The sequence below is a fragment of the Allostella sp. genome, assembly GCF_041913585.1.
Lineage (GTDB): Bacteria > Pseudomonadota > Alphaproteobacteria > ATCC43930 > Allostellaceae > Allostella.
The window spans coordinates 1-18,117 of the sequence record NZ_JAYSFE010000052.1 but is presented as its reverse complement, the minus strand read 5'-3'; the positions used below and the strand labels follow the sequence as shown (position 1 = coordinate 18,117).

Genomic DNA, 18,117 nt, shown 5'->3' with positions numbered 1-18,117 from the left:
TGCGTCCCCCGACTTCGCTCGGGATGAGAAAATTCGATCAGAACAATAACGTCCCTTATCCCGAGCGAAGTCGAGGGACGCAACGGCATCGATGACGGGGTCGTTCCGCATCCACCGGACTGGGTATCAGGCCGTCTTCCGGGCCCGGCCGCGGGCGGCCGCGCGGTCGCGTTCGAGATAGGGGGCGAGGTAGCGGCCGGTATAGCTGCGGGCCACGGTCGCGACCTCCTCGGGCGTGCCCTGGGCGACGATCTCGCCGCCGCCGTTGCCGCCCTCCGGGCCGAGGTCGACGATCCAGTCGGCGGTCTTGATGACCTCCAGGTTGTGCTCGATCACCAGCACCGTGTTGCCCTGGTCGACGAGCCGGTGCAGCACCTCCAGCAGCTTGCGCACGTCCTCGAAATGCAGGCCGGTCGTCGGCTCGTCGAGGATGTAGAGCGTCTGCCCGGTGGCGCGCCGCGACAGTTCCTTGGCCAGCTTCACCCGCTGCGCCTCGCCGCCCGACAGGGTCGTCGCCGCCTGGCCGATCTTGATGTAGCCGAGCCCGACCTCGCGCAGCGTCTCCATCTTGTCGCGGATCGCCGGCACCGCCTTGAAGAAGCCGCAGCCCTCCTCGACCGTCATGTCGAGCACGTCGGCGATCGACTTGTCCTTGAAGGTGATCTCCAGCGTCTCGCGGTTGTAGCGCTTGCCCTTGCAGGCGTCGCACTCGACATAGACGTCGGGCAGGAAGTGCATCTCGATCTTGATGACGCCGTCGCCCTGGCAGGCCTCGCAGCGCCCGCCCTTGACGTTGAAGGAGAAGCGCCCCGGCGCATAGCCGCGCGCCTTGGCCTCGGGCAGGCCGGCGAACCATTCCCGGATCGGGGTGAAGGCGCCGGTGTAGGTGGCGGGGTTGGAGCGCGGCGTCCGCCCGATCGGCGACTGGTCGATGTCGACGATCTTGTCGATGCGCTCGACGCCGTCGAGCCGCGCGTGCGGCAGCGGGTGCTCCTTGGCGTTGTGCAGGCGCCGGGCGAGCGCCTTGTAGAGCGTCTCGATGACGAGCGTCGACTTGCCGCCCCCCGAGACGCCGGTGACGCAGGTGAAGGTGCCGAGCGGGAAATCGACCGACACGTCCTTGAGGTTGTTGCCGCCGGCGCCGACGATCGACAGGACCTCGCCGGGCCTGCCGCTGCGGCGCTCGGCCGGGATCGGCACGCGGCGGGCGCCGGTCAGGTATTGCGCCGTCAGGCTCCGGGGCTCGCCCATCACCTGCTCGGGCGTGCCGGCGGCGACGACGGTGCCGCCATGGACGCCCGCCCCCGGCCCCATGTCGACCAGCCAGTCCGCCTGGCGGATCGCATCCTCGTCATGCTCGACCACCAGGACCGTGTTGCCGAGGTCGCGCAGCCGCTTCAGCGTCTCCAGCAGGCGGTCGTTGTCGCGCTGGTGGAGGCCGATCGAGGGTTCGTCGAGGACGTAGAGCACGCCCGTCAGGCCGGAGCCGATCTGCGAGGCGAGGCGGATGCGCTGGCTCTCGCCGCCGGACAGCGTGCCCGACGCGCGGGCCAGCGTCAGGTAGTCGAGCCCGACATTGACGAGGAAGCCGAGGCGCTCGTTGATCTCCTTCAGGATGCGGGCGGCGATCTCGGACTGCTTGGGCGTCAGGTGGGCGTCGAGCTCGCCGTACCAGCGCGCCGCCTCGGCGATGGAGAGGGCGGCGACGTCGCTGATCGTGCGCTGGCGCACCTTGACCGCCAGCGCCTCGGGCTTCAGCCGCTGCCCCTTGCAGACCTCGCAGGCGCGGCTGTTGTGGTAGCGGCCCAGTTCCTCGCGCACCCAGGCGCTGTCCGTCTCCTTCCAGCGCCGCTCCATGTTCGGAATGACGCCCTCGAAGGCCTTGCCGGTCTTGTAGCTGCGCAGCCCGTCGTCATAGGCCATCTCGATCGCCTGCCCGGCCGAGCCGTAGAGGATGGCGCTCCGCGCCGCGTCGGGCAGGCGGTTCCACGGCGTCGTCGTCGGCACGCCGAAATGGCGGGCGAGGCTGTCCAGCGTCTGCTGGTAGTATTGCGAGGAGGAATTGGCCCAGGGCGCGATGGCGCCGGCGAGCGGCTGCGTCTCGTCGGGCACGATCAGGTCGGGGTCGAAGAACATGGTGACGCCGAGCCCGTCGCAGGCCGGGCAGGCGCCGAAGGGGTTGTTGAAGGAGAAGAGGCGCGGCTCGATCTCGGGAATGGTGAAGCCCGAGACCGGGCAGGCGAACTTGGCGGAGAAGGTGACGCGCTCGCCCGTGTCGGCGTTTTCCGCGAAGGCGATGCCGTCGGCGAGGCCGAGCGCCGTCTCGAGCGAATCGGCGACCCGGTTGCCGAGGCCCTCGCGGACGACGAGGCGGTCGACCACGACCTCGATGTCGTGCTTCAGCTTCTTGCCGAGCGGCGGCACCTCCTCGATCTCGTACATCTTCCCGTCGACCTTGACGCGCTGGAAGCCGCGCCGCTGCAGTTCCTGCAGCTCCTTGCGGTACTCGCCCTTGCGGCCGCGCACGACCGGCGCCAGCAGGTAGAGGCGGGTGCCCTCCGCCATCTCCATCACCCGGTCGACCATCTGCGACACGGTCTGGCTCTCGATCGGCAGGCCGGTCGCGGGCGAGTAGGGGATGCCGACGCGCGCCCACAGGAGGCGCATGTAGTCGTAGATCTCGGTGACGGTGCCGACCGTCGAGCGCGGGTTGCGCGACGTCGTCTTCTGCTCGATCGAGATCGCGGGCGACAGGCCCTCGATCGAATCGACGTCGGGCTTCTGCATCAGTTCGAGGAACTGGCGCGCATAGGCCGACAGGCTCTCGACGTAGCGGCGCTGCCCCTCGGCATAGATGGTATCGAAGGCGAGCGACGACTTGCCCGAGCCCGACAGGCCGGTGATGACCACCAGCCGGTCGCGCGGCAGGTCGACGTCGACGCCGCGAAGATTGTGCTCGCGCGCGCCGCGCACGCGGATGTGGGTCAGCGACATGGGGGCCGGGCCGGGAATCGGGCTGGAACGCGAATTCTGTTCATTATACGTTCTCCCTCGCCGGAAATCGACTCCCGCGGCGGGAGCCTCTATGGTCCGGCACCCCAGGACACGGCACCAAGAGCGGGAGCGGCGGACATGGCCGGCAGCGTCAACAAGGTCATCCTCATCGGCAATCTCGGGCGCGACCCGGAGGTGCGCTCGACCCAGTCCGGCAAGAAGGTGGTGAACCTCGCGATCGCGACCAGCGAGACCTGGAAGGACCGCAACACCGGCGAGCGCCAGGAGCGCACCGAGTGGCACCGGGTGGTGATCTTCAACGAGCGCCTGGCGGAGACGGCCGAGCGCTACCTCCGCAAGGGCGCCAAGGTCTATGTCGAGGGCCAGCTCCAGACCCGCAAGTGGACCGACCAGTCCGGGGTCGAGAAATACACGACCGAGATCGTGCTGCAGCAGTTCCGCGGCGAACTGACGATGCTCGACGGCCGCGGCGGGGGCGGTGGCGGCGGCGAGCAGGGCGGCTACGACGACATGGACGGCCCAGGCGGGGGCGGCGGCTATGGCGGCGGCTCCGGCTCCGGCGGCAGCGGCTTCGGGCGCGGCGGCGGGTCCTCCGCGGGGCGCGGCGGCAGCCCGTCGCCGTCGCGCGGCGGCGGCGACCTCGACGACGAGATTCCCTTCTGAGGCGCGGGCGGCGGCGCCGCCCGTCAGCGTCCCGGTGCCTGCGACGACTGCCGGCCGCGGCTGACGGCGCGGAAGGCGTCGACGCGGCCGGAGCCGTATTCGCCGTCCTTGCCGGGCGGCCCGAGGTCGATCGTGCTGGCCTCGATCAGCTCCCGGATTTCGGCCGGCTTCAGGCCGGGATCGCGCTCCAGCAATAGGGCGGCGACGCCGCTGACATAGGCGGCCGCCATCGAGGTGCCGGACAGCGACTGGATCGAGTTGCCGGGCCCGGTGGTGACGATGTCGACGCCGGGGGCGGCGACCCCGACGAAGCTGCCGCGATTGGCCTGGGGGTAGAGCCGGTCGCGGGCGTCGGTCGCGGTGACGGCGATCACCTCCTCGAAGGCGGCCGGGAAGCGCGTCCGCTCCAGCCCTTCGTTGCCGACGGCGGCGACGATCACCGCACCCCGCTCGTGGGAGCGCCGGATCATGCGGCCGACGAGCGGGTCGCGCGGGCCGGCGAAGCTGAGGTTGAGGACGCGCGCGCCCTGGTCGACGGCGACGTCGATGGCGCGCGCGATCTTGTCCGACGAACTGGTGCCGGAGCCGGCATTGGCGGGGTCGGGCGTGAACGCCTGGACCGAGAGCAGCTCCACCTGGGGGGCGATGCCGCGCAGCCGTCCGTCGGCGGCGATGATGCCGGCCAGCGCCGTGCCGTGCCGGCCGGGGTCGCTGCCGGCGGTGCCGATGACGTCGACGATTCCGGCCAGGCGCCCGGCCAGCGCCGGGTGGCTGGCGTCGATGCGGGTGTCGATGACGGCGACGCGCACGCCGCGGCCGCGGGCGATCCGGTTGGCCTGGTCCGCCTGCAGCCGTTCCAGCGCGTACTGCCGCAGCGGCGGCGAGCTCGCGGGCTGCGCCTGCATGGTGCGGTAGCGGTAGTTGGGCTGGGCGATCTGGATGCGCGGATCGAGGTTGAGCAGGTCGACCAGCGGCCCGATCGGCCGGGTCTGGACGATCAGCAGGCGATAGGCCTCGGTGCCGAGGATGGCGAGCGGGATCGTCTCCGCGAGGCCCATGGCATAGTCGCGGGCGATGGCGTCGGCGGCCGCCTGGCCGAGGCCCGGCCGCAGCAGGATCAGCACCTCGTCCGGCAGCGCCTCGGCGAGGTCGTCGCTGCCGGGCGGCGGCAGCATCGCCGGCGGCGGCAGGTCGGTCGGCTGCAGCGGGTGGGCCACGGGCCGTTCGACCGGCGGCGGCACCAGTCCGCTGTTCGGCGGCGTCGGCGGCGGCTCCGGCGCCGGAAGGGTCGGTGGCGGGGGTGTCGGGGGCGGTGGTGTCGGGGGTGGCGGCGTCGGCGGTGGCGGCGTGGGCGGCGGCGGTACGGGGGGCGGTGGCACCGGCGGCGGGGGGACCACGACATTGCCGCCCGGGCCCGGCGACACCGGCTTGTCGATCGAGATCGGCGGTGGTGGCGGCGGCGGTGGCGGCGGCACGTCCGGCGTCGGGATCGGCTCGACGCGCGGCGGCTCCGGCTTGTCCGGCGGCGGGCGCACGCTGTAGCCGGGCTTGTTCGGCCCCTCGCCCTCGTTGCCGCCCGGAATGGTGGTGATCTGGGCGATCTGCAGGACCGGCGCCACGGCCGGCGCCAGCACCCATTCGGCACGGTCGCCGTCCGACCAGTCGAGCCGGTCGGTCGCTTCGGCCGGCGCGGCGACCGCCAGCACCAGCGCGGCGGCGGGGCCGATCGCCCGGCAGGGTCGCAAGCGTCGCGCCAGCGTCTTCATTGCATCCGTTCGGCCTGGGTCACCAGGGAGCTGGCCGATTGTAGCGCGGCCTGGGCCTGCGCGGCATCCCCCTGGGCGGCGACGACGAAATAGCCGTCGGCGGTCGGCCCCTTGACGATCACGGCGTCGGCGCGCTCCAGCAGGGCGCGGATGTCGGCGAGTGCCGCCCCGTCGGCGAAGCCGACGAGGAACCGCGCCTCGCCCGCCGCGGCGGTCGCCGGGCCCGACGCGGTGCGGTAGTCGCCGCCGGCGCGGTCGCCGACGAGGGCGACGATGGCCGCCGCCTGGACGGCGATCACCACGGCCGCGGCCGCCATGGCGGGTTTCCACGAGGCCTGCAGCCACTGGCCGAGGCGGAGCGCGAAGCCGCCCCGGGCCGTCACCCCGGCGGCGGCCCGCTGCGGCTCGGCGTCGATGCGTGCCATCAGCCGCTCGAAGCCGGCCGGATCGGGCTCCGGCTGGGCGTCGGTCGAGGCGACGACCGCGGCGCTGACGGAGCGCAGCAGTTCCAGTTCCTCGCGCAGCTCGGCCGAATTCGCGAGTGCCGCCTCGACCCGCCGCCGGTCGTCGGCGTCGAGCGTGCCGTTGACGTACCACGGCAGGAGGAAGGCCTCCTCGGGCAGGGTGTCGATGGCGTCCGCCGACTTCGTGTTCATGCCGAAACTCCCTGGATGCCGGCGGCGGCGAGGAGCTCGCGCATCCGCTGGCGGCCATAGAACATGCGCGTCTTGACGGTGTTGACCGGGCAGTCGAGGGCAGACGCGATCTCCTGCACCGACATGTCCTGATAGTAGGTGAGCTGCAGCACCGCCCGGTGCTCCGGCGTCAGCCGGTCGAGGAGGCGCTGCATCACCCGGCCGAGATCGGCCTGTTCGGCGGTGGTGTCGGGGGTGGCGGCGTCGTCGGCGATCGTGTCGGCGGCGTCCTCCGGCATCTGGTCCTCGCGCCGGCGGCGGAGCAGGCTGATCGCCTTGTTGTGCGCGATGCCGAAGATCCAGGTCCCGGCCGAGGAACGCCCCTCGAAATTGCCGGCGGACCGCCAGACATCCAGCATCACGTCGTTCAGCAGTTCGTTCGCCATCGCCTGGTCCCGCACCATCCGCATCAGGAACCCGAACAACGGCCGCTGGAAACGCTCGTAGAGCGCCTTGAACGCGGCCCGGTCGCCGCGCCCAGCCCGGGTGAGGAGGTCGTTCTCGAGTTCCTGGAACTCTTTCCCGGTCCTGCCCTGGCCCTCGGCCATCTCGCTTCCTCAGTCGCAGGGGTTGGGGGAAAGGTTCAGCGCGGCGGCACGGCGATTTCCGCGGCCGGCGATGAACCGCCGGCGCCCTTCGCGCGACCGATCGGGCAGGCGGCCGATGGTCCGGCCGTCCAGGGAGGTTCCGCGATGAAGACCGTGATCCGCCATCTCGTCATTCTCGTCTCTGCCGCGCTGGTCGGCGCGGCGACCGGCGTCGCCGGACTGGCGCTCGCGGCGCAGGCCGTCACCCTCTAGCCGCTCCACCGGACGTCGCTCCCTCAGAAATCATAGGTGAGCGACAGCGCGAACACGTTCTGCCGGTACGACAGGCTGGAATAGTTGGAATCCTCGTCGATGTGGCTGAAGCCGAGCGTCACGGCCAGCCGTTCGGCGATCGGCTTGGTCAGGCTGATGGTGTAGTGCTGGCGCTCGAAGCTGCGCTTGGGCTCGATCGGATAGCGGTCGAAGTCACGCCACTGGTATTCGGCGCGCGCCAGCAGCCGGAGGTCCCAGGGCAGCAGCACCGCGCCGCCCACCGACAGCCGGTGCCCAGTCTCGTCGAAGAAGCTGCCCTTGGCGTCGTTGCGGAGGTAGGCGTAGCCGCCGAACAGGTAGTTGCGGCGGTCCTCGAAGTAATAATATTGCGTGATGCCGAGCTGATGCCCGGCGCCGAGGTCGCGCGAGGTGAAGCGGGCGATCGCGCCGTCGTCGCGATAGTCCTGGGTGGCATAGCGGTAGAAGAGATAGGAGATCGTGTCGTCGAGCGGCTGCAGCACCAGGGACGCGGTGACGGCGTGGCTCTGGTTGTATTCGCGCCCGCCCTCCCAGGTCGGCTGGTAGGCATAGCGCAGGCCGGGCCGGGCCGGCATTCCCAGGAGGCTGGTCTGGTAGCTGAGGTCGAGGGCGGCCTCGACGGTGATCTGGTCGTACTCGTCGAGCGACCGGCGCAGGTTCTGGCCGAGGAAGGCGAAGCCCTCGCCGCGCAGCCGCCAGCCGCCGCCCTGGACGAAGTCGTAGCCGCCCCAGGCGCTCTGGAAGGTGCGGGGGCTGCCCTTCGGCCCGGTCGCGCCCTTCGCCGCCAGCGGGACGTTGTCGTCGTAGACGATGCCGGCCTGCCCGGTCAGCGACCAGCGCCGCGGCTGCGGCGCCGCCGGCACCGTGCGCTCGGTCTGGTAGCGGGCGATGGTCTCGCGGTAGGAGCGGGCGACCGCAGCCGAACGCGCGTCCGGCTCCAGGGATTCCGCTTTCCGGAACGCCTCGGTCGCCGGCCCGTACCGTCCCTCGGCATAGCGGGCGAGACCGAGATAGAGCCAAGTGGTGGCATTGCCGCCGTCGAGCGCGGCGGCGGCCTCCAGCACCTCGGCCGCCTCGCCGTAGCGCTTCTGGCCATAGAGCGCGAGGCCGAGGTAGCGGCGGACCAGCAGGTCGTCGGGATGCGCGGCCGCCAGCGCCCGCAGCCGCTCGGCCGCCTCGGCGAAACGGCCGTCGCGATAGGCGACCAGCGCCGGGTCGGCGAGCAGCGCCGACGGCGGCACGGCGGCCGTGGCCGTCGCTCCGCCGGCCAGCGCGCACGCGATCAGGACGAGCCCGCCGGCCGTCCGGCGGGCACCGCCCCGCCATCCGCGTCGCGCGCGCTGCCGGCCTCTCCCTGCCTCCACCTGCCGCTGTCCCCCCGGGCTGCCTGCAGATCGACCGCTACACTGCGGCACAAACCTCGCAATTGCAAACGGTTGCGCCACAACCGGGGGTGCAGGCGGGCGCCCCTCGGCGCCGTTGTTCGCAATTGCGAAATGCTCTAATGTGACCCTTCGACGAATCCGCTGGCGAACCGGGCCGCACGCAACGCCCGCTTCCGGCCCCTCCCGCAAACGAGACACCATTGGTCGACGCTCCGTCCAAGCCGTTCGACATCGCGCCCGTCACCATCGAAGACGAAATGCGCCGCTCCTACCTCGATTACGCGATGAGCGTGATCGTGGCGCGTGCGCTGCCCGACGTCCGCGACGGCCTGAAGCCGGTCCACCGCCGCATCCTCTATGCGATGAAGGAGAACGGCTACGACTGGAACCGCGCCTATCGCAAGTCGGCCCGCATCGTCGGCGACGTGATGGGCAAGTACCATCCGCACGGCGACACGGCGATCTACGACGCCATGGTGCGGATGGCGCAGGACTTCTCGATGCGCCTGCCGCTGATCGACGGGCAGGGCAATTTCGGCTCGATGGACGGCGATCGCCCGGCGGCGATGCGCTACACCGAGGTCCGCCTCGCGCGCTCGGCCGAGGCGCTGCTCGAGGACATCGACCGCGACACCGTCGACTTCCAGCCGAACTACGACGACACCAGCAAGGAGCCGGTGGTCCTGCCGGCGCGCTATCCGAACCTGCTGGTCAACGGCGCCGGCGGCATCGCCGTCGGCATGGCGACCAACATCCCGACCCACAACCTGGCCGAGGTCATCGACGCCTGCTGCGCCATCATCGCCGACCCGTCCCTCGACGATGCGGCGCTGATGGAGCTGGTGCCGGGCCCCGACTTCCCGACCGGCGGCATCATCGTCGGCCGCCGCGGCATCCGCGAGGCCTATCTCGGCGGCCGCGGCTCGATCACCATCCGCAGCAAGGCGGCGATCGAGGAGATCCGCAAGGATCGCGAGGCCATCGTCGTCACCGAGATCCCCTTCCAGGTCAACAAGTCGCGGATGCTGGAGCGCATCGCCGAGACGGTGCAGGAGAAGCTGATCGACGGCATCGCCGAGCTGCGCGACGAGAGCGACCGCGACGGCGTCCGGGTGGTGATCGAGCTGAAGCGCGACGCCAACCCCGAGGTCGTGCTGAAGCAGCTCTACCGCTTCACCCCGCTCGAGACGACCTTCGGCATCAACATGCTGGCGCTCGACGCCGGCCGGCCGCAGCTCATGGGCCTGCGCCGGGTGCTCGACTGCTTCCTCGCCTTCCGCGAGGAAGTGGTGTCCAGGCGCACCGCCTTCGAGCTGGCCAAGGCCCGCGAGCGGGCGCACGTCTTGGTCGGCCTGGCGCTGTCGGTCGCCAACCTCGACGAGGTCATCCAGCTGATCCGCGCCGCGCCCGACCCGGCCGCGGCGCGCGCCGCCCTGCTGGCGCGGGTCTGGCCGGTGCATGACATGGAGCCGCTGATCCGGCTCATCGACGAGCCCGAGCATCCGATCGTCGACGGCACCTACCGGCTCTCCGAGGACCAGGCGCGCGCCATCCTGGAACTGCGCCTGCAGCGCCTGACCGGGCTGGAGCGCGACAAGATCGCCGAGGAACTGCGGCAGATCGTGGCGCAGATCGGCGAGTATCTCGAGATCCTGCGCTCGAAGCCGCGCCGGCTCGAGATCATCCGCGACGAGCTCCTGGCGGTCCGCCAGCAGTTCGACAGCCCGCGCCGCACGGTCATCGAGGAGGCCGAGGACGAGACCGACCTCGAGGATCTCATCAAGCCCGAGGCGATGGTCGTCACCGTCAGCCACGAGGGCTACATCAAGCGCACGCCGCTCGCGACCTACCGGGCGCAGCGGCGCGGCGGCAAGGGCCGCGCCGGCATGGCGACGCGGGACGAGGATTTCGTCAGCCAGGTGTTCGTCGCCGGCACCCACGCCCCCGTCCTCTTCTTCACCTCGCTCGGCAAGGTCTACCTGCTCAAGGTCTGGCGCCTGCCCGCCGGCAACCCGACCTCGCGCGGCAAGCCGATGGTCCAGGTGCTGCCGGTCGACACCAAGGCGGGCGAGCGGGTGACGTCGGTGCTGGCCCTGCCGGAGGATCGCGAGGCCCATGCCGGGCGCTCGCTGATGTTCGCGACCTCGACCGGCAACGTCCGCCGCAACGACCTCGCCGACTTCACCAACGTCAAGGCGAACGGCAAGATCGCCATGAGGCTGGAGGAGGAGGGCGAGCGGCTCGTCGGCGTCGTCCTCTGCGACGAGACGCAGGACGTGCTGCTGGCGACCCGGGGCGGCAAGTGCATCCGCTTCCCGGTGCCGGAGGTGCGCCTCTTCCAGAGCCGGACCTCGACGGGCGTCCGCGGCATCCGGCTCGCCGCCGGCGACGAGGTCATCGACATCTCGATCCTCGCCCATGTCGAGGCCGACGCCGGCACCCGCGCCGCCTATCTGAAGCGGTCGGCGCAGGAGCGGCGGGGGCAGGGCGACGGCGAGGCCACGCCCGAGGAACCGGCCGCGCCGGACACCGAGGAGGGGGCCGACGCCGAGGCGGCGGCGCCCGAACGGGCGCTGAGCGACGAGGAATACGCCGTGCTGGCCGCGGCCGACGAACTGGTCCTGACGGTGACGGCGAACGGTTTCGGCAAGCGGACCTCGGCCTACGAGTACCGCATCACCCGCCGCGGCGGATCGGGCATCGCCAACATCGCGACGTCGGCACGCAACGGTCCCGTGGTCGCGGCGTTCCCGGTGGATGGCGATGCCGAACTCATGCTGGTGACCGACGGCGGGCAGGTGATCCGCATGCCGGTCGCGGACATCCGCGTCGCCGGACGGTCCACCCAGGGGGTGATCCTGCTGCGCGTCGCGGACGGGGAACGGGTCATGTCGGCCGCCCGCCTGCCGCGCGACGGCGACGAGGCCGACCCGGCGGAAGGGGCGGCGGACGCCGGCCCGGCGCCCGGCGGCGAAACGGCCTGAGGCGGAGGACGAGGATGGCGGTCGAACGCGTGGGGGTCTATCCCGGGACCTTCGATCCGATCACCAAGGGACATTCCGACATCATCCTGCGCGCGACCAAGCTGGTCGACCGCCTCATCATCGGCGTCGCCCGCAATGCCGGGAAGGGGCCGCTGTTCTCGATCGACGAGCGGGTCCAGATCGTGCGCGACGAGGTCGAGGCGCTGAACGGGCAGGCGGTCCGGGTCGAGGTGCGGCCGTTCGACAACCTGCTGATGGACTTCGTCGTCGGCTGCGGCGCCAAGATCATCATCCGTGGCCTGCGCGCCGTCTCGGACTTCGAGTACGAGTTCCAGATGGCGGGCATGAACGCCCGGCTCAACAACGAGATCGAGACGGTCTTCCTGATGGCGGCCGACCGCTACCAGTTCATCGCCTCGCGCTTCGTCAAGGAGATCGGCCTGCTCGGCGGCGACGTGCGCCACTTCGTCAGCGCGCGGGTCGCCGAGCGGCTGGAATCGCGCTTCGCCCGGGCCCGGATCGGCGAGCCCGCCGGTTGACCCGGCGCGGGCGCAACCCTAGGGTCCGCCGGCGCCAGAGACCAACGTGAGCCCGTAGCTCAGCCGGTAGAGCATCTGACTTTTAATCAGAGGGTCCCGGGTTCGAATCCCGGCGGGCTCACCATTTCCGCTTTCGTGCCGTCGCGCAGCCGGCAGGGACGGAACACCCCGCACCGGCCGGCGTTTCCAGGAGATCACATCCGGGGAAACGCCATGCTGCCGTCGACCGTAGCGCGAGTGCCGGCCCATACCCCTGCCGCAATCAATCGACGGATCCGCCGGCAAACCCGGGCGCGCGTCGCCCACTAGGCCCGGCATCCGGCCGGGATCGATGCCCGCCTCCGCGCGCTCGACCGGGAGTGGGACATCGAGCGCGCGCTCGAAGCCAACGCCGCCAGCCTCGCGTTCGTCGGCACCGTCCTGGGCGCGACCCGCGACCGACGCTGGCTCGTCCTGCCGGCGCTGGTCACCGCCTTCCTCTTCCAGCACGCGCTGCAGGGGTGGTGCCCGCCGCTCCCGCTCCTGCGGCGCCTCGGCCTGCGTACCGCATCGGAGATCGAGCGGGAGCGCGCCGCGCTCAAGGCCGTGCGCGGCGACTTCTCCGACGTCGACCGCGGCACGGCGCGGGCGGACGCCGCGTTCGAGCGGGCGTCGACCTGAGCCGCGGCCGCCCCGACCGCGCGGTCACGACGACGTGGCGGACGGGCCGTCGGCGCCGGGCGGCACCGGCATCCGCAGCCGTCCCAGCAGCCGGTCCGTCCCCGGCGCCCCGTAGTGCCGCAGCATCTCGATCGCGCCCGGCACCGACAGGCCGGCGCGGTCGAGATGGAGCCCGGCCATCGCCCCGTAGCAGCGATGCACCGCCTGGTCGCGGTAGAGCAGCGCCGGCGCCCGGTCGCCGACCGGGATGAAGGGATAGGGGTTGGCCTCCCAGACGACGATGCCGCCGTCCGGCGTCTGGCCGTAGTCGAAGGCGACGACATCGAGCCCGAGCGCGGCGCGGCCGCGGCGGAAGAGGTCGGCCGGCGGCGGCGGGCGGGCGAGGTAGTCCGCCTCCTCGGCCCGCAGGTCCGGGGTCGAGAGCTTGCGTTCGCCACGCACCTCCCACGCGCGGGAGGCGATCCGGTGGACCGCGATCGTGCGGTCGCCGAAGGTCACGCAGCGCATCTTCCGGAACAGCCCGTCGGGCCCGCGCGTGTCGACGAACTCGACGGCGATCGGGTGCCGGAAGGCGATGAGCGCCGCCGGGTCGATCGCCTCGCCCGCGCCCAGCAGCAGCGACGGCCGGCGGTGGCCGCCATCCTCGCGGATCAGGATCCGGCCGGGCAGCGCGGCGCGGACCGTCGCGGCCGACGCGGCATCGACGGGGAGCGAACGTGGCGTGCGGATGCCGGCGGCCGCGAGCCGCCGGCCGGTCTCGTGCTTGCCGCTGTGGGCCAGCCTGGCCGGATGGTTGACGGTGGCGATGCCCCGCCCGGCACCGCGGTCGACGAGGGCGACGGCGCGGGCGAGGCCGCCCGGCGACCACTCGGCGATCGGGTCCTGGAGCCAGGTCACGACGACCCGGATACCGCCGAGGTCGATGTCGGGGCAGGGCAGCAGCGCCAGTCGGAAGCGGCGCCGGATCGTGGCGAAGTTGCACTCCAGCCAGGCGAGATAGCCGTCGTGGAACCCCGCCTGGCAGAGCGGGTGGCGGACCGCGAGGATGGCGGCATCGGACGCCGCCCAGGTGGCGTTGCGCCGGTCGTCGACCCGCCGCAGCCGGCGGTAGCGGGCGACCGGCGAACCCCGGCTGCCGCTCAAGCGGGGCGCCCGGCGGCAATGACTCCGGCGACCACGTCACCGACCGGGCGACCCGACAGCAGGTCGAGCGGCTCGACCGCGACGCCCCAGAGCTTCTCGATCCGCAGCGCCGTGTTCACCGCCTGGAGGGAATCCACCCCGAGGAGATTGAGGTCGTCGGCGGGATGGAGGCGGGCGAGCCCGCATTCCTCGGCGATGACGGCGGCGATGCGCGCCGACCGCGGATCGGGCCAGTCGCCGTCGGCGGCGGTGGGGCGGGCCCGTGGCGCGGCGTCCTGGTCCTGGCGGTCGAGTTCGGCCAGGCGCAGCCGGTCGATCTTGCCGGTCGCCGTGAGCGGCAGGGCGGCGTGGAGCACGGTCGCGGCCGGCACCATCGGCGCCGGCAGGCTGGCGCGGAGCGCGGCGCTGGTCGCCCGGGCGACCGCGTCCGGGGCGGCCCCGGCATCGCCGGACGCCGCGAGGTGGAGGACGAGCTGGTCGACGATGCCGTCCGCCCCGCGCCGGGCGACGACGCCGGCGGCGGCGATTCCGGGAACCCGCAGCGCCGCCGTTTCGATCTCCTCCAGCTCGATGCGCCAGCCGCGCAGTTTCACCTGGTTGTCGAGCCGGCCGGCGAAGTCGAGCATGCCGTCCGGCCGCGGCCGGACGAGGTCGCCGGTGCGGAAGAGCCGCCGTCCCGGATCGAGCGGATGGGGCAGGAATTTCGCGTCGCCGGCGCCGCGGTCCCGGTAGTAGCCGTCGGTGACCCGGGGGCCCGCCAGGCACAGTTCGCCGAACTTGTCCCCGCCCGGCTCGTCGGCAGGCTGGTCCGCCTGCGCGTCGGCCCGATCGTCGGCCGGGAGCAGGCGCAGCCACATCTCCATGTCCGGCAGCGGCCACCCGAGCGGCGTTCGACCGTCGGCGCCGCCGATGTCGGGCGTGGCGACGCAGGCCGCGGCCATCATGGCCTCGCTGGCGCCGTAGAGCATCTGGATGCGACCGCCCGGCGGCAACAGCCACTGGAGGGTGCGGCAATCCTCGGCCCGCACGATGTCGCCATAGACCAGGAGGTGGCGCAGATGGCGGAAGCCGGCCGCCGCCCGCGGATGGGCGGCCACCGCGCGCGCCAGCCCGACATAGCTCATGAGATGGGTGGCGCGGTGGTGCTCCATGAGATCGATCAGGGCGTGGACCGAGGCGCGGTCGGACAGCAGCAGCACCGTGGCGCCGACGGCCAGCGGCGCCACGCTGCACACGGCGCCGGTCAGGGTCGTGGCCGGCGTCACCAGCGCCACGCGGTCGCCGTCGCGGACATCGACGATCGCGTCGAGCATGGCGACGGCGGCGGCCATCGCCTCCGGCCCGTGGCACACGCCCTTCGGGATCCCGGTCGAGCCCGAGGTGAAGATGAGAAACGCCTCCTTGCCCCGCCTGGCCGGCCCGCTCTCGGCGGCGGGGTCGAGCGTGCCCGCCAGGACGGTGCGGATCCGGTCCGGCGCCAGTTCCGGGACCGGCGGCGCCTCGTCGTCGTGGCGGACGAGCACGTCCGCCCCGCTCGACAGGGCGACCTGGCGGACGCGCAGCGGCGTCATCGTCGCATCCAGCGGCACGACCGCACGGCCGACGCGCAGGCAGGCGACGATGGCGACGACGAGCAGCAGGCCGGCCTCGCCGAGCACCAGCACCGGCGCCGTGCCGGCAGGGCCGATGTGGGCGGCGAGCGAGCGGGACAGGCCGGCCAGCGTGACGAAGTCCGTCGTGCCCTCCGGCGTGACGACGGCCGGCCGGTGCGGATCCTCGCGCGCGATCCGCTCGATGGCGGCGACGAGATCGGCGGCCGGCGGCGGATCCCCCTCCGGGCCGGCGATGCGGCGCAGCCGCTCGCCCGTGGCGGTCATGGGAGATCGCCCCCGGACCCGGTGACCCAGGCGAGCGTCGATGCCAGCCGGCCCGAGCGGGCGAGCTGGGCCGCGACGTTGTGGCGGGCGGTCGGAAGCGGCTTGCGAACGACGCCCGGCACGTCGGCCATGCGCATGGCGTCGGCCGCATCCGGGCCGTGGTCGCGGGCGTAGAACCAGAGGATGCGGGCCGGCGCGGCGGCGGCAACCGCCTGCCGGCGCACCGCCCCGGCGAGCGCGGCGGTGGCATCGGGCAGGCCGCGCCCGGTGCCCGCTGCCGGCACCCGAGCGGTGGCGATCCCGGCCGCGACGACGGCGCGGGACGGGCCCAGGGCCTGGGCGAGGCGCGCGGCGGCAAGGCCGCCGATGCTGTTTCCCCAGCACGCCACCCGCGCGACGCCGAGCGATTCCGCTAGCCGGGTGACATGGCGCACGAGGGCCGCCCAATCCGGCCCCGCCTCGGCGACGCCGTCGCGGAAATCCTGGTGGACCGGGTCGCGCAGATAGAGGACATGGGCGCCGGTTCCGGCCGCCCAGCGATGGAAGACGTTGCAGGGCATGCCGATGCCGCCGCGCGCGCCGGCGAAGCACACGAGCAGCCGGTCGGTGCCGGCGGCGGGCGACCGGGCGAGCTGGATCTGGCGCCACGGCTGGTCGAGAAACCGGTCGCCCGGAATTGCGGCCGGCATCCGCTCGACCAGCCCGAGGAGTTCGTCCGCCAGCGTCTCCGCCCGGACGACGGGGCGGAGCAGCGCCATGGCGCGGCCGATGCCGTCGCCGTCGCAGGCATCGAGCCAGGGAAAGATGCCCGCCTCCCAGGCCCGCGCCGGTGCGCGCGACAGATCGAGCGAAGGTCCGCCGGCAGCGGCGGCGACCAGTCGCAGCCCGAGCGGGAGCGGTCCCAGCGCGGCGTCGCCGGCGAGGCCGTCGAGGCTGGCGATCATCGCCGGATCCCCGGCCGCGGCATGCACCGCCCGCACGGCCGCCATACGGGTGCGCGGGCCGGCCTCGCGCGCCGCCTGCCGCCGGCAGGCGAGCGCGAAGGCCGCGCGCCAATCCGCCACCCGCGCGAGACCGGCCACGGTGTCGGCGGTCCCGGTATCGTCGTCGGCCTGCCCGGCGTCGGGCTGCCCAGCGTCGGGCTGCCCAGCGTCGGCCTGCCCGGCGGACTGTGCGTCGTCGGTCGGTTCGGCACTGCTGCGTGCCATCGGCGATCCATCCCCCGTTGACCGGCGCCGATCATACACCACCGCCGGGCATGGTGCCGACCGGGGGCGCGCCGTCCCGGCCGCGGCGCCGGCGCATGCGGCCGGCGAATCCGGGTAGAGTGTCGCACGGAACATCGCAGGGGGGCGCGGTTTGGCGGTCGAGGGACAGGGGAGCGATCTCGTTCAGGTCGTGGCGCTGCTGGGCGCGGCGGTGGTCGCGGTGCCGCTGTTCCGGCGGCTCGGGCTCGGCTCGGTGCTGGGCTACCTGGCGGCGGGTCTGGCGATCGGGCCGTTCGGCCTCCGCCTCTTCTCCGACGCGCAGGCGATCCTGCACGTCGCCGAACTGGGCGTCGTCATGTTCCTCTTCGTCATCGGGCTGGAAATGCAGCCCTCGCGCCTATGGAACCTGCGCCGGGAGATTTTCGGCCTGGGTGCCGCCCAGGTCGGCGCCTGCGGCGCCCTGCTGACCGGCCTCGGTGTCATGGCCGGCTGGCCGCCCGCCGTCGCCTTCGTCGCCGCCATGGGGTTCGTCCTCTCCTCGACGGCGATCGTCATGCAGCTCCTCGACGAGCGTGGCGACACCTCGACCCCGGCCGGGCAGAAGATCGTCTCGATCCTGCTGCTGGAGGATCTGGCGATCGTGCCGCTGCTCGCCATCGTCGCCTTCCTGGCGCCGCAGCCGGCCGCCGGCGGCTGGCCGGAACGGCTGGTCCAGGTCGGGCTCGCGGTCGGCGCCATCGTCGGGCTGCTGGTGGCCGGGCGCTGGCTGCTCAACCCGATCTTCCGCCTCCTGGCCGCGGCCCGCGCGCGCGAGATCATGACCGCGGCGGCGCTGCTGGTGGTGCTGGGCGCGGCGCTGCTGATGCAGCAGGGCGGCCTGTCGATGGCGATGGGGGCCTTCCTGGCCGGCGTGCTGCTGTCGGAATCGAGCTTCCGCCACCAGCTCGAGGCCGACATCGAGCCGTTCCGCGGCATCCTGCTCGGGCTCTTCTTCCTCGCCGTCGGCATGTCGCTCGACTTCGCCGTCATCGCCGTCGACTGGGCGACGATCCTGGCCGCCGTCGCCGCCTGCATGGTGGTGAAGGCGATCGGCATCTACGGCGTCGCCCGCGTGCTCCGGGCCGACCATCGCGAGGCGCTGACGCGGGCTGCCCTGCTGGCCCAGGGCGGCGAGTTCGCCTTCGTCCTCTATTCCGCCGCGGCCGCGGTCGGCATCTTCGACGCCCGGATCAACGCCGTCCTGACCGCGACGGTGATCCTGTCGATGGCGCTGACGCCGCTCCTGACGCTGCTGCTGCGCCGGGCGCTGCCGCAGCGGGCGCCGGACACGAGCGACCTCGACG

General features: G+C 72.7%; 12 protein-coding genes and 1 tRNA gene. 5 read left to right on the top strand and 8 right to left on the bottom strand.

Going from position 1 to position 18,117, the window contains the following annotated elements; all coding sequences use genetic code 11:
• Positions 1 to 126 precede the first annotated feature (126 nt).
• A complete protein-coding gene (uvrA, locus tag ACE3Q3_RS11865) occupies positions 127 to 2,994 on the bottom strand; it encodes an excinuclease ABC subunit UvrA (RefSeq protein ID WP_374446174.1) in 2,868 nt (955 codons plus the stop codon).
• A gap of 138 nt (positions 2,995 to 3,132) precedes the next feature.
• Here uvrA and ssb point away from each other — a divergent pair, with 138 nt between their 5' ends.
• A complete protein-coding gene (ssb, locus tag ACE3Q3_RS11860; protein WP_374446172.1) occupies positions 3,133 to 3,678 on the top strand; it encodes a single-stranded DNA-binding protein in 546 nt (181 codons plus the stop codon).
• Positions 3,679 to 3,701: 23 nt separating this feature from the next.
• Here the strand turns inward: ssb and ACE3Q3_RS11855 are convergent, their stop codons facing one another.
• The 4 genes from ACE3Q3_RS11855 to ACE3Q3_RS11840 all read right to left on the bottom strand — a co-directional run bounded on the left by ACE3Q3_RS11855 (position 3,702) and on the right by ACE3Q3_RS11840 (position 8,219).
• Positions 3,702 to 5,444, bottom strand: a complete 1,743-nt coding sequence (locus ACE3Q3_RS11855; RefSeq protein ID WP_374446169.1) for a S8 family serine peptidase — start codon at positions 5,442 to 5,444, stop codon at positions 3,702 to 3,704.
• On the bottom strand, positions 5,441 to 6,100 hold the full coding sequence (locus tag ACE3Q3_RS11850) for a hypothetical protein (RefSeq protein ID WP_374446166.1): 660 nt from the start codon (positions 6,098 to 6,100) through the stop codon (positions 5,441 to 5,443). The genes ACE3Q3_RS11855 and ACE3Q3_RS11850 overlap by 4 nt, the downstream gene beginning before the upstream one ends.
• Positions 6,097 to 6,687, bottom strand: coding sequence for a sigma-70 family RNA polymerase sigma factor (locus ACE3Q3_RS11845; RefSeq protein WP_374446164.1), 591 nt, complete (start codon positions 6,685 to 6,687; stop codon positions 6,097 to 6,099). The genes ACE3Q3_RS11850 and ACE3Q3_RS11845 overlap by 4 nt, the downstream gene beginning before the upstream one ends.
• 275 nt (positions 6,688 to 6,962) lie before the next feature.
• The gene (locus ACE3Q3_RS11840; protein ID WP_374446162.1) at positions 6,963 to 8,219 is read right to left on the bottom strand and encodes a tetratricopeptide repeat protein; all 1,257 of its coding nucleotides are present in this window, start codon (positions 8,217 to 8,219) and stop codon (positions 6,963 to 6,965) included.
• A 401-nt stretch (positions 8,220 to 8,620) separates the two neighbouring features.
• Between ACE3Q3_RS11840 and gyrA the strand changes: the two genes are divergently transcribed.
• The 3 genes from gyrA (at position 8,621) to ACE3Q3_RS11825 (ending at position 12,010) form a co-directional block, all read left to right on the top strand.
• Positions 8,621 to 11,347 (top strand): DNA gyrase subunit A, encoded by a 2,727-nt coding sequence (gene gyrA / locus ACE3Q3_RS11835; protein WP_374446205.1) that lies wholly within the window; start codon positions 8,621 to 8,623, stop codon positions 11,345 to 11,347.
• Positions 11,348 to 11,361: 14 nt separating this feature from the next.
• The gene (coaD, locus tag ACE3Q3_RS11830) at positions 11,362 to 11,886 is read left to right on the top strand and encodes a pantetheine-phosphate adenylyltransferase (protein ID WP_374446160.1); all 525 of its coding nucleotides are present in this window, start codon (positions 11,362 to 11,364) and stop codon (positions 11,884 to 11,886) included.
• A 48-nt stretch (positions 11,887 to 11,934) separates the two neighbouring features.
• Positions 11,935 to 12,010 (top strand) — tRNA-Lys (locus tag ACE3Q3_RS11825).
• A gap of 560 nt (positions 12,011 to 12,570) precedes the next feature.
• On the opposite strand, the gene ACE3Q3_RS11820 is transcribed toward ACE3Q3_RS11825, so the two are convergent.
• From ACE3Q3_RS11820 to ACE3Q3_RS11810, 3 genes are read right to left on the bottom strand one after another with little or no spacing between them, the layout of a single operon-like run.
• Positions 12,571 to 13,689: a hypothetical protein gene (locus tag ACE3Q3_RS11820; protein ID WP_374446157.1), complete on the bottom strand. Its 1,119-nt coding sequence runs from the start codon at positions 13,687 to 13,689 to the stop codon at positions 12,571 to 12,573.
• Positions 13,686 to 15,566 carry a non-ribosomal peptide synthetase gene (locus ACE3Q3_RS11815; protein WP_374446154.1) on the bottom strand — a complete coding sequence of 627 codons (1,881 nt, stop codon included), beginning with the start codon at positions 15,564 to 15,566 and terminating at the stop codon, positions 13,686 to 13,688. Before ACE3Q3_RS11815 ends, ACE3Q3_RS11820 begins: the two co-directional genes overlap by 4 nt.
• Positions 15,563 to 16,774 carry a hypothetical protein gene (locus ACE3Q3_RS11810; RefSeq protein WP_374446151.1) on the bottom strand — a complete coding sequence of 404 codons (1,212 nt, stop codon included), beginning with the start codon at positions 16,772 to 16,774 and terminating at the stop codon, positions 15,563 to 15,565. The genes ACE3Q3_RS11815 and ACE3Q3_RS11810 overlap by 4 nt, the downstream gene beginning before the upstream one ends.
• A 190-nt stretch (positions 16,775 to 16,964) precedes the next feature.
• Between ACE3Q3_RS11810 and ACE3Q3_RS11805 the strand changes: the two genes are divergently transcribed.
• The coding region (locus ACE3Q3_RS11805; RefSeq protein ID WP_374446149.1) for a monovalent cation:proton antiporter-2 (CPA2) family protein at positions 16,965 to 18,117 on the top strand (1,153 nt) is incomplete at its 3' end.